Annotated in this window: 10 protein-coding genes; 9 read left to right on the top strand and 1 reads right to left on the bottom strand. The window is 76.0% G+C overall.

The genetic code is table 11. The features are described from left to right. Nucleotides 1–88 precede the first annotated feature (88 nt). Nucleotides 89–631, top strand: a complete 543-nt coding sequence (locus ACFRQN_RS35735; RefSeq protein ID WP_049651139.1) for a hypothetical protein — start codon at nt 89–91, stop codon at nt 629–631. 45 nt (nt 632–676) lie between these two features. On the opposite strand, the gene ACFRQN_RS35730 is transcribed toward ACFRQN_RS35735, so the two are convergent. Then, on the bottom strand, nt 677–2,473 hold the full coding sequence (locus tag ACFRQN_RS35730; protein ID WP_380744667.1) for a hypothetical protein: 1,797 nt from the start codon (nt 2,471–2,473) through the stop codon (nt 677–679). Nucleotides 2,474–2,765: 292 nt separating this feature from the next. On the opposite strand from ACFRQN_RS35730, the gene ACFRQN_RS35725 reads away from it, so the two are divergent. From ACFRQN_RS35725 to ACFRQN_RS35690, 8 genes are all read left to right on the top strand, one after another. Continuing rightward, the gene (locus ACFRQN_RS35725; RefSeq protein ID WP_380744664.1) at nt 2,766–6,974 is read left to right on the top strand and encodes a hypothetical protein; all 4,209 of its coding nucleotides are present in this window, start codon (nt 2,766–2,768) and stop codon (nt 6,972–6,974) included. A gap of 126 nt (nt 6,975–7,100) precedes the next feature. Then, nucleotides 7,101–7,523: a hypothetical protein gene (locus ACFRQN_RS35720; protein ID WP_049656716.1), complete on the top strand. Its 423-nt coding sequence runs from the start codon at nt 7,101–7,103 to the stop codon at nt 7,521–7,523. Then, entirely contained in the window at nt 7,520–8,296 is a 777-nt protein-coding gene (locus tag ACFRQN_RS35715; RefSeq protein ID WP_380744662.1) for a nucleotide exchange factor GrpE, read from the top strand. Before ACFRQN_RS35720 ends, ACFRQN_RS35715 begins: the two co-directional genes overlap by 4 nt. A gap of 31 nt (nt 8,297–8,327) precedes the next feature. Beyond that, nucleotides 8,328–10,898: an Hsp70 family protein gene (locus ACFRQN_RS35710; protein ID WP_117487068.1), complete on the top strand. Its 2,571-nt coding sequence runs from the start codon at nt 8,328–8,330 to the stop codon at nt 10,896–10,898. Next, nucleotides 10,895–11,251, top strand: coding sequence for a hypothetical protein (locus ACFRQN_RS35705; RefSeq protein WP_074002481.1), 357 nt, complete (start codon nt 10,895–10,897; stop codon nt 11,249–11,251). Before ACFRQN_RS35710 ends, ACFRQN_RS35705 begins: the two co-directional genes overlap by 4 nt. A gap of 98 nt (nt 11,252–11,349) precedes the next feature. Continuing rightward, entirely contained in the window at nt 11,350–11,589 is a 240-nt protein-coding gene (locus ACFRQN_RS35700) for a chaplin (RefSeq protein WP_079272115.1), read from the top strand. Between the two features lie 141 nt (nt 11,590–11,730). Continuing rightward, on the top strand, nt 11,731–13,362 hold the full coding sequence (locus ACFRQN_RS35695) for an AMP-binding protein (protein WP_074002483.1): 1,632 nt from the start codon (nt 11,731–11,733) through the stop codon (nt 13,360–13,362). Nucleotides 13,363–13,426: 64 nt separating this feature from the next. Next, nucleotides 13,427–13,858 carry an SRPBCC family protein gene (locus ACFRQN_RS35690; protein ID WP_049656735.1) on the top strand — a complete coding sequence of 144 codons (432 nt, stop codon included), beginning with the start codon at nt 13,427–13,429 and terminating at the stop codon, nt 13,856–13,858. Nucleotides 13,859–13,888: the final 30 nt, after the last annotated feature.

The raw sequence follows: 13,888 nt of genomic DNA, 5'->3' as shown, positions 1-13,888 counted from the left end.
CCCCACCAGGGTTCCGGGGCCTCGGTGCGCGCCGCCGCCGCAGACCCTGGCCGACCAGCGCCGATCGCCCGCGACTAGAGTCCGACCCATGGACGAAGACACCGCGCTCTGGCACCGGATCGCCGACCTCCTGCCCGCCGACGCCGCCCAGGGCGTCAAGGACTGCCGGGCGGTCGGCGAGCAGGAGAGCGGGCTCGGTCTGCTGGTCGAGGGCCTGCTCGCCCGCCAGATCCCGATCGGCGGCACGGACCGGGCGCGGATCTCCGTGCTCACCGAGGAGTGGGGGGAGCGCGAGCGGCTCGCCCCCGGCCTCCTGCGCTGCCCGGGCGACGGCGCGCCCGCCCCGGTACGGCTGCTGGACGGCGAGCGCGACGAGGCCGAGGTGGTCACGGGCTGGAGCGAACCGGAGCTGGCCGACCTGGTCCTCGTCCCGTGGATCGGCTGCACCCGCTGCGGCCGGACCCTGCTGCGCGCCCACACCTGGGAGCCCTGGGACGACTTCTCGTACCACGCCGAGCGCTACGTGATCAGCACGCCGGACGGCCGCCGGGCGGAACGGATCCTCCCGCGGGACGCCGCCGGGGCGGCCTTCGCCGAGCTCCTCCACGGCTGCCCGGAAGCCACGGCCTGACCCCTCCGACGAACTGCTCCAGGGCTGCCCGGAAGCGCACCGACGCTAACCCTCCTCCGGCAGCTCCACCGCCTGCCAGCGGTACGCCGCGTCCTCCTGCCACACCTGCAACTCGCCCTCCACCACCGCCGCCAGGCACAGCCGCCAGTCGTCGCCGATGGCCAGCGCGACCCGGGTGGCCGGGCGCAGCGTCGGCCGCCACCAGCGCGGCCGGCGGGACGCGCCGCCGGCCGGCAGCCGCAGCCGTACGCCGCCCGCTCCGGCCAGTGCGACGGTCGGGCCGCCGCGGTGGCCCACCATGGCGAGGCCGAGCGAGGGCTCGCCGTCGCCGATCTCCGTTCCGGCCTCCGTTCCCGCCCCGGCTGCCCCCGCCCCCGCGCCCAGCGTGTGCAGCTGGACGGAGCCGTCCGCCCGCAGCACGGCGGCCTGCGGTCCGGCGGAGGTGCGGGCCAGCGCCCCGGCGCGCAGCGGGCCGGCCGGGCCCACCGGGACGGGCGGTCGGGCGGCGCCGGGCCGCCAGCTCAGCAGCCGTTCGCGGTGCTCGACCAGCAGTAGCCAGCTGCCTGGCCGCTCCTCCTCGGCGGCGAGCACCCGGTCGGCCGGGCAGCCGGGGTGCTCCTGGCCGGTGAGGGTGCGTCCGGGCGCCCAGCGGTACGAGCGCAGCGCGCCGCCGACGGCCGCCCACACCGTCATCTCCCCGGCCGAACCGACCGCGCCCGCCAGGCCGTTGACCCCGCGCGCGGCCTCCCACCAGCCCGCGGCCGTACCGACCCACAGGGTGCCGCCGCGGTCCTCGGCGCAGACCACCAGCTCGCCCGGGTGTCCGGCCCAGCCGGCCGTCAACTCCCGTACGGCGGAGAGGCCCTGGCCCGCAGGGAGGGCCCGGCCGGGGCTGCCGGGCCCGGTCAGCGCGGTGCCGTCGGCGCCGCCGGTGACCACCAGCGGGCGCCCGGCCGGGTCGGGCAGCACGGCCAGGCCCGCGGTGCGGGCCACCGGCCGGTGGGCGCGCAGCAGTTCACGGCCCCGGGCGGCCCACGGGCCGAGCGGGGCGGGGCGGCGGTCCGGGTCGCGGGCCAGCGGCTCGCAGGCCCAGCGCGCCAACTCCTCGCCGTAGCCCGCCGCCAGCAGTTCGGCGCGGGCCTGTTCGGCGGCCAGCCGGTGGTCCAGGCGGCCGTGGTCGGGCAGCAGCAGGGTGCGGGCGAGGGTGCCGACCGCGAACAGGTCCTTGGCGGTGGTCGGGAAGCCGCCGACCTGCTCGGCCTCCGGCGGGACGTGCCCGGGGGTGAACACCGCGACGGTCAGGGCGTGGTCCAGCGGGGCGAGGAAGGTCAGGTCGATCAGCTTGACCTGCCCCTGGCCGTCCACCAGGACGTTGGCGGGGGAGATGTCGCGGTGCACCCAGCGCTTGCGGTGCAGCTCGTCGACGATCCGGCAGAGCCGGGCCAGCACCTCGGCCACCGCCGGCGGCCCGCCGCGCTGGCCGCGCGCCCAGGTGTGCAGCGGCACGCCCTCGACCCAGGGCGAGATCTGGTAGCCCAGCAGCGCGCCGCCGGGCGGGGTGCCGGGCCGGTGCGGGGAGGGGCCGAGCAGGAAGCTGGGCACGACCAGGTCGGTGACGCCCAGCCGGTGCGCGTTGTGCGAGACGTCGTCCCAGCGGCCGAGCCAGCGCCGCACCTCGCCCGGGTCGCGCTCCAGCATGATCTTCGCGGCGACCAGTTCCTTGCGCCCGTTGTGCCCGGTGCGGACCGCCCGCCACACCTCGGCCTCGCCGCCCCGGTGGTGGAACTCCAGGAGTTCGTACTGCTCGGGGTCGAACTCCGGCCCGAACCGGAGCCCGGGCACCCAACGCGACTCCGACACTCGACCCCCGACGGTTGACCGCTGTTGACGCGCCGGTACAGGTACCGCCGGCGCGCTGCTGGCTGTGCTGCCGTTCCGCTCCCGACGAGCTGCTGCTGTGCTGCTGTCGTACGGCTGCCGCGCTGCCCAGGATAGTGCGCTTTCCTGTTCGGCTGTCCGATCGAGGGCCTATTCTGATGGCGCCCGAGCAACATCACGACACGACGTCAACTCATGATCTCCAGAAGCCAGTTGGTCATGGGATGGATGGTGTCCGAACCCAGGGGGACGGTGCATGGCGCTGTTAGCGGTGCTGCTGGTCGTGGTGGCGCTGGCCGGTGCGGCGGCCGCCGTCGTGCTGGCCCGCCGCCGTCGGGCCCTGGACGCCGCGACGGTGGCGAGGGAACTGGCCGCCGCCGCCGCCCGGCTCGCCGCCGGCCGGGACGCCCAGGCCCGCCGCCGCTACGCCCGGCTGGCCCGCCGACTCGCCGACGCACCCGGGGAGTTGGGCCCGCAGCGCGGCCTCGCCCTGCTCGGCCAGGCCGAGGCCACCGTCCCCACCGGCGACCAGGAGGCCACCCTCGCCCTGCACCGCGAGGCCTACCCGCTGCTCGCCGACCCGGCCCGGCAACTGCCCCGGTGGAGCCTGCGCCTGCTCGCCGAGGAGCGGATGCGGGCACCCGACGGCGACCTCGGCCCGCTGTTCGCCCACCTCCAGGCCACCGCCGCCGGCCCCGAGCCCGGCGCGGAGGCCGAGACCGTCGCCCGCACCGTCGACTGGCTCCAGCACCGCTGCCGCGACGGCGCCCCCGAGCAGCGCGAGGACACCACCGCCCGCGCCCTCGCCGCCCTGCCCGGCCGGGACTGGCCGGTGCTCGCCCGGGCCGCCCTGCTGCGCGCCACCGACCGGGCCGCCGAGGCCGAGGCCCTGCTCGCCGCCGCGGCCCCCTCCGGCAGCGCCGAACTCTGGTTCCGCTGGGGCGCCCAGCTCTACACCCTGCACCGCGACGAACCCGCCGTCGCCGCCTTCGACGAGGCGCTGCGCCGCGGCCCCGGCGAACCCTCCCCGTGGGGGCGCGGCCCGGCCCTGCGCACCGACGGCCTGCTCTTCCGCGGGCTGGCCCGCCAGCGCCTCGGCGCCACCGAGGCGGCCTGGGCCGACCTCGCGGCCGCCGCCGGCGAGAGCCCGGCCGACCCCCGCCCCCGCTACGCCCTCGGCCGGCTCGCCCTGCTGCTCGGCGCCGACGAGCGGGCCCGGGAGCAGTTCACCGCCGCCCTGACCGTCCGGCCCGACTTCGCCCCGGCCCGGTTCGGCCTCGCCCTGGTGCACGAGCGCGCCGAACGCCCCGCCGAGGCCGCCGCCGACTACCGGGCCGGCCTCGGCGCGGCCCCCGACTGGCGCCCCGCCCGGGTCCGGCTCGGCGCCGCCCTGCTCGCCGCCGGGCGGGCCGAGGAGGCCGAGCCGCTCCTGCGCGCCGAGGCCGACACCGGGGCCGACAGCGAGGCCGCCGCCGGTACCCGGGCCGGCACCGAACCGGGCACCCGCTGGACCGCCGTCGCCGCCTTCCACCACGGCCTCGCCCTCGCCCGCACCGGCGACCCGGCCGGCGCCCTCGCCCGCTGGGAGGCGCTGGACGACGAGGACCTGCGCCCCCGCCGGGCCCTGGCCCGCGACCGGCTCGCCCGCACCCGGCTGGACACCGACCCGACGGCCGCCCGCGAACTCTGGCAGCAGGCCACCGCCGAGCACCCGGACGCCCCCGGCTACCGCGCCGCGCTGCGCGAAGCCGCCCTGCGCGAGGCCGCCCACCTGCTGGTCACCGGCCGCGACCACGCCGAACCGCGCCGCCGCGCCGCCGCCGCACTCGCCCTCGCCGACACCCTGCCCGGCGCCCTCACCCACCGCCAGGCCCGGCTGCGCGCCGCCCTCGCCCTGGCCGAGGGCACCCCGGAGCCGGTCGCCACCCTGCTCGACGCCGACCACGGCCCGCGCGACCGCTACCACCTGGCCGCCGTCGCCCTGCTGGCCGGCCGCCCGGCCCGGACGATCGCCCTGCTCGGCCCGCCCGACCCGGCCGGCGACCCGGCGACCGCCCGGCTGCGAGCCCTGCTCGCCGAACGGGCCGGCAACTGGGCCGCCGCCCTGGACTGGTACCGGCACTTCCTCACCTCCGGCACGGCCGTGGCGGAGCCGGCCGGCGACTGCGCGCTCTGCGACCGCCCCGCCACCGGCACCTGCGGCGGCTGCGGCCGCGAGGCCTGCCCCGACCACCAGCACGCCCCCGAGGCCGCCGCCCCGCCCCGCTGCGTCCGCTGCTCCGCCCCCGCGCTGCGCGCCGTCCTCGACTGCGCCCGCCGGGCCGGCGTCCCCGAGCAGGCCGAACCGGTGCTCGCCCGCTGGGCCGTGGCGCTCGGCGACGGCGCCGCCGCCGTGCCCGTCCGGACCGACCTCGCCCTGCTGCGCGCCGAACTCGGCCGCCTGGACGAGGCCCTGGCCGGGGTGCCCGCCGAGGCCGGGGCGGCCCGCGCGGCCGTCCTGGTCCGCCGGGCCGGCGCCGCCCTCGCCGCCGGTCGGCTCGGCCAGGCCGCCGTCGACCTGCGCCAGGCGCTCCAGCCCGTCCCCGGCGACGGGGTGCCGGGGCGCGAGGTGCCGGGCCGTGAGCGGGTGGCCGGCGCGCTCGCCCTGCTCGCCGAGCACGAGGCGCACCAGGCCGTCCTCGACGGCCGCCTCCGGGAGGCCTGGGAGGCCTACCGCGAGCTGCTGCTCAGGGACCCGGCCCACCCCCGGGTGCTGCACGCGCTCGGCCTGGCCGGCTACCGGCTCGCCGCCGGTGCCTCCGACGCCGCCGACACCGCCGCCGACGCAGCCGACGGTCCCGACGCCCCTGGCCAGGAGGTCTGGGCCTGGACGATCGGCAGCCTCGTCGCCGCCCTGCACCAGCCCGAGCTGTGGGCCGAGTCCGCCCGGACCACCGGCCGTACCGCCGAGCCCCAGCGGCTGGCCGCCGCCCGTACCGGACTGCTCGACCGCCTCCGCGACGACCTGCGCGCCCTGGACCGGGCCGCCGGGCGCAGCGGGGACGAGGTCACCGCCTGGACGCTGCGCCTCGGCCTGGAGGCCCACTGCGCGGACGCGCTCGCCCAGGAGGACGTCCGGATCACCCTGCCCGGCCGCCCGGCCCGCCGCCTCGCGCTCGGCCCGACCCTCGACCGGCTGCTGCGCGCCGAGCCCGGAGCGGACGGCTGGGCCGAGGCCTTCGAGCAGGCCGTCCGGCCCTGGCGGCAGCGCCCGGCCGGCCCCGACGCGCCCGCTCCCACCCGGGCCCTCGGCCTGTTCGGCGAACTCGGCCCGCAGCGCTACCTGCAGCTCCAGGGCAGGCAGGCCGCCGCCGTCGCCGCCCTGGACGCGGTGCCCGAGCAGCGGCGCGGCGAGGACTGGCAGGAACTGCTCGGCGAGTCCCTGGTCAGCCAGGCCCGCGAGCACCACCGCAACCAGGACTGGCGCGAGGCCCTGGACAGCCTCTCCCGCGCCCGGGCCGTCCCCGGCGCCCAGCTGCCCGCCGACGCCGCCGCGATCGCCGCCGAGTCCGGGGTCCGGGCCGCCCGCGCGCTGCTCAAGAACAGCCTGGACGACCAGGCCGGAGCCGCCGAACTCCTGGAGAAGGCCCTGGCGTTGGCCCCCGACGACCCCGAGGTGCGGGGCGACCTCGGCGCCACCTACGCCCAGTGGGCGCGCAAGATCAACAACGAGGACAAGGACTACTCCCGCGCCCTCGGGCTGCTGGAGAAGAGCCTGGAGCTGGTCCCCGGCGACCCGACCGCCCGGCACTTCCTGGAGGCCGCCCTCGGCAACCGGGCCGGCCAGCTCAGCCACCCCGACGCCACCGACGCGGAACTGGAGGAGGCCGCCGGCGCCTGGCGGGCGCTCGTCGAACTCAACCCCGACCCCGACCACCGGATCGGCCTGATCTTCGTCCTGCGCCAGCTCGCCCGCTCGGCCGCCTTCGCCGACGACCACCGCCGCGCCGTCGCGTGGATGGCCGAGGCGCTGCGCGCCGACCCGGAGTGGGAGGGCGGGGTCGAGCACGAGGCCCCGCGCCGGGTCTCGGTGCTGATCGCCAACCACGTGGTGGACGCGATGCAGGACAAGCCGTTCGCGGACCAGGCCGCGATGCTCGAGAAGGCCAGGTCCTACGACGACTCGACCGACATCCGCCGCCTGATGGTCAGCCTCTGGCGCGGCAAGGCCATCAGCCACTACGAGGCCCGCCGCTACCGGGCGGCGATCAAGCTGCTGGAGGAGGCGCTCGAACTGTCCGGCACCCAGGAGGACACCGACAAGCTGTGCCGCGAACTCGGCATCGTCTACGGCTCGTTCGCCGTCCAGCAGGCCAACGCCCGGAAACTGCGCGAGGCCAAGGAGCTGGCCCGCACGGCCGTCGAGTACAGCCCGGACGACCCTGAGCTGCACGCCATGCAGATGCGGATCAGGTCGCTCTACTGACGGCAACCGCACGGCAGTCGGGAGCGTCCTGGACCGTACGCCGCAGACCGTACGCCGCAGGCCGAGCCGTCACCCGAAGCGCCGACCGAACCGCCACCGCCACCGTGAGGAGAGAGACCGCCCGCCATGCCACTGCACGAACCGTCGCCGTACGAGGTCCTGGGCATCCCGCTCACGGCCGGCGTGCGCGAGATCAACCTCGCCGTCGGACCGGCGATGCGGGCCGGCCGGTACACCCGGCAGCAGATCCAGGAGGCCGCCGCGCTGCTGCGCAACCCGGACCGGCGCCTGGAGGCGGACCTCCAGCGGCCCCTCCCGCCGGAGCCGGTCGACCAGGCCGCCGAGCTGCTCGCCCCCGCACTCGTCGAGCCGCTGCTGGTGATCGAGCGCCCGCCGCTGCCGCCCGCCGCCCTGCCCGCCCTCCACCGGGCCGAGCTGGCCGCCGACTTCACCGAGCCCGCCCCCGGCGGCGCCGACCCCGAACCGCCCGTCCCCGCCCGCTACGCGGCGGACCTGTCCGTGCTGCCGCAGATCGAGGTCCCAGAATGACCGACGCACCCACCGACGCGCCCGCCGAAGCCCTGGTTGACGGGCACCGGCCGCTGGAGATCCCGCCCGGCGTCGAGGACGTCGACCTGGAGCAGGCGTTCGGCCGACTGCTCTTCCGGGCGTCCCTGCTGGGGAGCAAGCTGACGGAGCAGAAGCAGGCCGCCCGGGCCGAGCAGCGCGAACTGCTGGGCATCCTGGTCGAGGTGGACGACGCGCTCGCCGCCCTCGGCCTGGACCGCGAGCTGGTGGCGCTCGGGCGCGGCGCCGGCCTGGAGGCCACCCGGCGCCGGCTGCTCGGGCAGCTCGCCAAGGCCAGGGTGCGGCCGATGCGGCTGGAGGGCATGACGGCCGACCCGGACCTGACTGAGATCGTGGGCACCGAGGCCCGGTCCGGGGTGGCGCCGGAGACGGTGGTACGGACGGTGGTGACCGGGTTCTTCTGGGGGGACGAGGTGCTGCGCCGGGCCCAAGTGGTGGTCGCCGCACCGGATTCGGAGCCGCACCCGGACCCGTACCCGGAGCCCGCGGTCGCCGAGCCGGAGGCGCCCGGGGCCACCGAGACCGCCGAGGCCGCCGAGACCGTCGAAGCCCTCGAGACAACGGAAGCCACCGAGGCCGTCAAGCCTGAGACACCCGAGACACCCGAGCCGGACGACGCACCTGAAGCCGCCACGCCGGTCACCCGGGCCCAGCCCAAGGCGGCCCCGCCCCGGGCCCGCCGCCGGGCCAAGGCCGTGGCCGAGCAGGCCAGGCAGATGAAGCGCAAGAAGTAGCCAGGACCACGAGGGGCAAGAGGGGAACGACATGTACCGCACACTCGGCATCGACCTGGGCACCACCAACTCCGTGGTCGCCCACCTGCGCCGGGGCGAGCCGGAGATCATCTTCAACCGGCAGAACCAGGAGGCGACGCCCTCCGTGGTCGGCAGCGGCCGCAAGGGCGAGCTGCTGGTGGGTTCCACCGCGCGCAGCCGGATCGCCGTCGACGGCGCCAACGTGATCCGCTCGGTCAAGCGCTTCATGGGCCGAAAGTTCAAGGACCCGCAGGTCCAGGCGGCCCTGAAGGAGGTGGACTACAAGGTCACCGCGGGCACCGACGGCGACGTCAACGTCTGGTTCAACGGCCGCTCGTACACCCCGATCGAGATCTCCGCGATCATCCTGCACCGCCTCAAGGAGGACGCCGAGCAGCGCTTCGGCGAGCCCTTCCACCGCGCCGTCATCACCGTCCCCGCGTACTTCGGCGAGCGGCAGGTCGCGGCCACCCAGGAGGCGGGCCGGATGGCGGGCCTGCACGTGCTGCGGATCATCAACGAGCCGACCGCAGCCGCCCTCGCCTACGGGATCACCTCCGAGGCGGGCGAGGAGGGGAAGACCGTCCTGGTCTACGACCTCGGCGGCGGCACCTTCGACATCTCCATCCTGCTGCTGGTGCCCGGCTCGGTCTCGGTGCTCGGCATCGAGGGCGACAACCTGCTCGGCGGCGACGACTTCGACCGGGGGATCACCACCGCGCTGCTGGAGGACATCCGGGAGGAGTACGGCGCGGAGTACCAGCCCGACCTGCGCGACCGTCCGAAGATCGCCGCGACCGCCGAGACCATCAAGATCGAGCTCTCCCACCAGGAGTCCTCCGAGGTCATCCTGCCGGGCCTGGGCGCCGGACAGCTGGTGCTGGAGACGGAGTTCGAGCGGGCCCGCTTCGAGGAGCTGATCGAGGCCCGGATCGAGCGCACCATCGAGCTGACCCACAAGGCCATCATGCAGGCCAACCTGACCGTCGGGGACATCGACGAGGTGGTGCTGGTCGGCGGCTCGACCGCGATCCCGCTGGTCGCCCGCCGGCTCGGCGAGGTCTTCGGCCCCCGCCGGATCCGGCGCGGCGTCAACCCGATGCAGTGCGTGGCGCTCGGCGCGGCCGTGCAGTCCGCGCTGGTCGGCGAGGTGGAGTGCCCCGAGTGCCGGGCCCCCGGCGACCTGTCCGCCTCCAACTGCGCCAACTGCGCCGCCGGCCTGCTCGGCGGCGACCGGGTCTCCTGCCCGACCTGCCACCTCCCGGTCGACGCCGGGGCGGCCTCCTGCCCCAAGTGCGAGCAGGCGCTGGACGGTTCGGGCGGCGGCGGGACGGTCCCGCGGCAGGCCACCCGGGCCACCGCCGTGGTGCACGGCGGCAACTGCCCGCGCTGCGGCACCCCGGCCGCCCCCGGCGTCACCGCCTGCGAGCTGTGCGGCGAGCCGCTCAACTCGGCCGCCCCGGGCCACACCAGGGTGGCCACCACCGCCGCCGAGGACGTCGGCCTGCGCTGCGCCTCCTGCGGCCTGGTGAACCCGCCGGGCTGCGAGGTCTGCCCGGGCTGCGGCGAACTGGCGCAGGTCACCAACCCGTTCGACATCACCCCGAAGAACCTCGGCATCGAGCTGAACGACGGCCGCCTCGCCGTCATCATCCCCAAGAACACCAGCTACCCGACGAGTTCGCCGGTCAGCCGGGAGTTCGTGGTCTCCGGCAGCGGCCGGCAGCGGCTGGAGGTCGCGGTCTACGAGGGCGAGCACGAGATCGCCCAGCAGAACGAGCTGATCGGCCACCTCACCCTGCGGCTGCCCGAGGGCCTGGGCGGCCGTACCCCGGTGGAGGTCGCCTTCGGCCTCGACCGGGACCGCACCATCACGCTGTCGGTGCGGATCCAGGGCGGCGCCGAGAAGACCGTCAAGCTGGAGCGGGTCACCCTCGACCCGGAGCTGAAGGTGCAGGTGGAGGAGCAGCAGCGGCAGATCGAGTCCTTCACCGACCGCTGGGGCGGCGAGCTGACCGAGGCCGAGATGCGCGAGGCGCAGCGGCTGATGGACACCCTGGACGACCTGGCGGCCGGGCAGACCCGCGGCCAGTCGGTGGACGCGGCGCTGGAGCGGGCCCAGCAGCAGCTCAAGGCCCAGCGCTGGGTGCGCGGCTCGGAGGCGTACCTGAGCCTGTTCATCCACTACTGCGAGAAGCTCCTCGACCCGAGCGACCTGGACCGGTTGCGGTCGGTGGCCGCCGAGCTGCGGCTGCGCCGGGAGGCCGCCGACTGGGACGGCGCGGTGCGCTCGGCCCGCAAGGCGGACGAGCTGTGCGACTCGCTCGGGCACACCATGCGGATGCTGACCATGTGCAACATCTACGTGACCCAGAGCATGGTCTCGCCCGCCCTGGCCCAGCTGATCATGGCCGAGCTGCGCGGCCTGGACGAGGCCGTGGAGGCGCCCAACATGGCGGACGTGAACACCCACATGTCGAACCTGCTGGCCCTGTACGCGCAGGCGCAGCGGGAGCTGGGCAGCGAGCCGGCCCAGGAGTCGCTCGGCCCGGTCCGGCCGGAGGAGGCGGGGCCGCGATGAGCGCCGTGGACGCCGTGTCCGTCCCGGGCGCCGGGGGCGCTGTCGCGGCCCTTGGGGCCCCGCCGGTGCCGTGCCCGCTGTGCAGGGTTCCGGCGGACCCGGTGACCCTGCGCTGCCCGTCCTGCCGGGAGGACCTGTCCGTGCTGTTCCGGCTGCGTTACGCCGGACGGATCGACTACAACCGCGCACTGGAGGCCCTGGCGGCCGGGGAGGGGCCGCTCGCCCTCGGGCTGCTGCACCGCGCGGTGGCGGCCGAGCCGGGCCTGCGTCCGGCCCGGGACCTGCTGGAATCGCTCGGTGGCGCCGGTCCCGAGGGCGGGGAGCCGGTGGGTCGGGAGGGCGACACGCCCTAGACGGGCGAATCCGGCGTGCGGAGGAGCGCATCCCTTGTGATCGTGGGCGAGGTGTGATCGTCACACTTCGACCCGCTCTGCTCACAAGGAGTGACGCAATGCGTATGCGTACCACCTTCGCCGCCACCGCCCTCGCCGCGGTGACGGTCCTCGCCGGGGCCGGCACCGCGTCCGCCGGCGACGCCACCGCCAACGGGGCCGCCATCGGTTCGCCCGGCATCCTGTCCGGCAACGTGATCCAGGTCCCGATCAACCTGGAGGCCAACGTCTGCGGGAACTCGATCGACATCATCGGGCTCCTCAACCCGGCGTTCGGCAACACCTGCATCAACAAGTGACCCCGCGCGCTGGGGCCGTCCGTCGACCGTGACGGGCGGCCCCAGCGCCGTGTCCGTACCCCCGTTCGGGGGTGGCGGCGCGGGGCCGGCGCCCGCGACCATGGACCCCGTCCCGCACCGCCGTCCCCAGGGAGCCCGCCCGTGCCGACCACGCCGACCCCGCGCAGCTACGCCTCCGGCACCTCGGACGTCCCGCTGCTCGGCGACACCATCGGGGAGAACCTCGACCGCGCGGTGCGCGCCTTCCCCGGGCGCGACGCCCTGGTCGACCGGGCCACCGCCCGCCGCTGGACGTACGCCGAACTCGCCGCCGACGTCGACGCCCTGGCGCTCGGCCTGCTGGAACTCGGGATCGCCAAGGGGGACCGGGTCGGCATCTGGGCCCCCAACTGCGCCGAGTGGACGCTCACCCAGTACGCCACCGCCAAGCTCGGCGCGATCCTGGTCACGGTCAATCCGGCCTACCGCGCCCACGAGTTGGAGTACGTGCTGAACCAGGCCGGCATCCGGCTGCTGGTCGCCGCCGAGCGCTTCAAGACCTCCGACTACGCCGGGATGATCTCTGAAGTGCGGCCCCGCTGTCCGGAGTTGGAGCACGTCCTGCTGCTCGGCGGCCCCGACTGGGACGCCGTGACCGCCGCCGGACGGCGCGCCGACCCGGCCCGACTCGCCGAACGGCAGGGCGAGTTGGCGCCCGACGACCCGATCAACATCCAGTACACCTCCGGGACGACCGGCTTCCCCAAGGGTGCGACGCTCTCCCACCACAACATCCTCAACAACGGATACTTCGTCGGGGAGTTGCTCGCCTACACCGAGCAGGACCGGATCTGCGTCCCGGTGCCGTTCTACCACTGCTTCGGCATGGTGATGGGCAATCTCGCCGCCACCTCGCACGGCGCCTGCATGGTCATCCCCGCCCCCTCCTTCGAGCCCGGCGCCACCCTGGCCGCCGTCGCCGCCGAGCGCTGCACCTCGCTGTACGGCGTGCCGACCATGTTCATCGCCGAGCTGGCCGACCCGGACTTCGACCGTTACGACCTCGGCAGCCTGCGCACCGGCATCATGGCCGGCTCGCCCTGCCCGAGCGAGGTGATGAAGGAGGTCATCGGGCGGATGGGCATGGCGCAGGTCTCCATCTGCTACGGCATGACCGAGACCTCGCCGGTCTCCACCCAGACCCGGGTCGACGACCCGGTCGAGCGGAGGGTCGCCACGGTGGGCCGGGTCGGCCCGCACCTGGAGGTCAAGGTGGTCGACCCGGCCACCGGCCGTACCGTCCCGCGCGGCGAACCCGGCGAGCTCTGCACCCGCGGCTACTCCGTCATGCTCGGCTACTGGGGCGAGCCGGAGCGCACCGCCGAGGCCGTCGACGCCGCCCGCTGGATGCACACCGGGGACCTCGCGGTGATGGACGAGGACGGCTACCTCGCCATCACCGGCCGGATCAAGGACATGGTGATCCGCGGCGGCGAGAACCTCTACCCGCGCGAGATCGAGGAGTTCCTCCACACCCACCCGGACATCCTCGACGTCCAGGTCATCGGTGTCCCCGACGCCAAGTACGGGGAGGAGCTGATGGCCTGGATCCGGATGCGGGAGGGCGCCGAGCCGCTCACCGCCGAGGCCGTCCGCGGGTACTGCGCGGGCCGGCTCGCCCACGTCAAGATCCCGCGCTACGTGCACGTCGTCGAGGAGTTCCCGATGACGGTCACCGGGAAGATCCGCAAGGTCGAGATGCGGGCGCAGGCCCAGCGGATCCTGGGGCTCTGACCGGGGCCCGCCTCCGCCCGGGCGAGTCCGGGGAGCGCGCCGGCTCGCCCGGCGGGAGAGTGTGATCATGCTCGACGTCACAGTGGAACGCCTGATCCCCCTCCCGCCCGCCACGGTCGCCGCCTACGCGATGGACTGGCGCCACGACTCCGAGTGGACCCGGGGCATCCGCAGCGCCACCCTCACCCGGGAGGCCGACACCGGCGGCTTCGGCGCGGGCGCCGAGGTCACCCGGACCGCGCACTTCCTGGGCCGGTCCTTCTCGTACGTGCTGCGCGTGTCGCGCCACGACCCGCCGACGGTGCTCGACATGGTCTCCGTCGCCGGGCCGATGCCCATGCGCGTCACCTACACCTTCGAGCCCACCCGGACCGGCACCTTCGCCCGCATCCGGGTCCGCGGCGGCCTCCGCCTGGCCGGCCCGCTGATGTCCCGCCCGGTGCGGTCCGCCCTCACCGCGGACCTGCGCGCCCTGGAGTCCCGCCTCGGCCGCTGACGCCCGCCCCCCCGCGCGCGAACGCGGACG

This window comes from Kitasatospora sp. NPDC056800 (assembly GCF_042789775.1).
Lineage (GTDB): Bacteria > Actinomycetota > Actinomycetes > Streptomycetales > Streptomycetaceae > Kitasatospora.
This window is presented reverse-complemented; position numbering and strand designations above follow the sequence as displayed.

Coding starts and splice junctions, on each gene's coding strand:
- ACFRQN_RS35735 (WP_049651139.1), top strand. CDS start 89: ATGGACGAAGACACCGCGCTCTGGCACCGGATCGCCGACCTCCTGCCC.
- ACFRQN_RS35725 (WP_380744664.1), top strand. CDS start 2,766: ATGGCGCTGTTAGCGGTGCTGCTGGTCGTGGTGGCGCTGGCCGGTGCG.
- ACFRQN_RS35720 (WP_049656716.1), top strand. CDS start 7,101: ATGCCACTGCACGAACCGTCGCCGTACGAGGTCCTGGGCATCCCGCTC.
- ACFRQN_RS35715 (WP_380744662.1), top strand. CDS start 7,520: ATGACCGACGCACCCACCGACGCGCCCGCCGAAGCCCTGGTTGACGGG.
- ACFRQN_RS35710 (WP_117487068.1), top strand. CDS start 8,328: ATGTACCGCACACTCGGCATCGACCTGGGCACCACCAACTCCGTGGTC.
- ACFRQN_RS35705 (WP_074002481.1), top strand. CDS start 10,895: ATGAGCGCCGTGGACGCCGTGTCCGTCCCGGGCGCCGGGGGCGCTGTC.
- ACFRQN_RS35700 (WP_079272115.1), top strand. CDS start 11,350: ATGCGTATGCGTACCACCTTCGCCGCCACCGCCCTCGCCGCGGTGACG.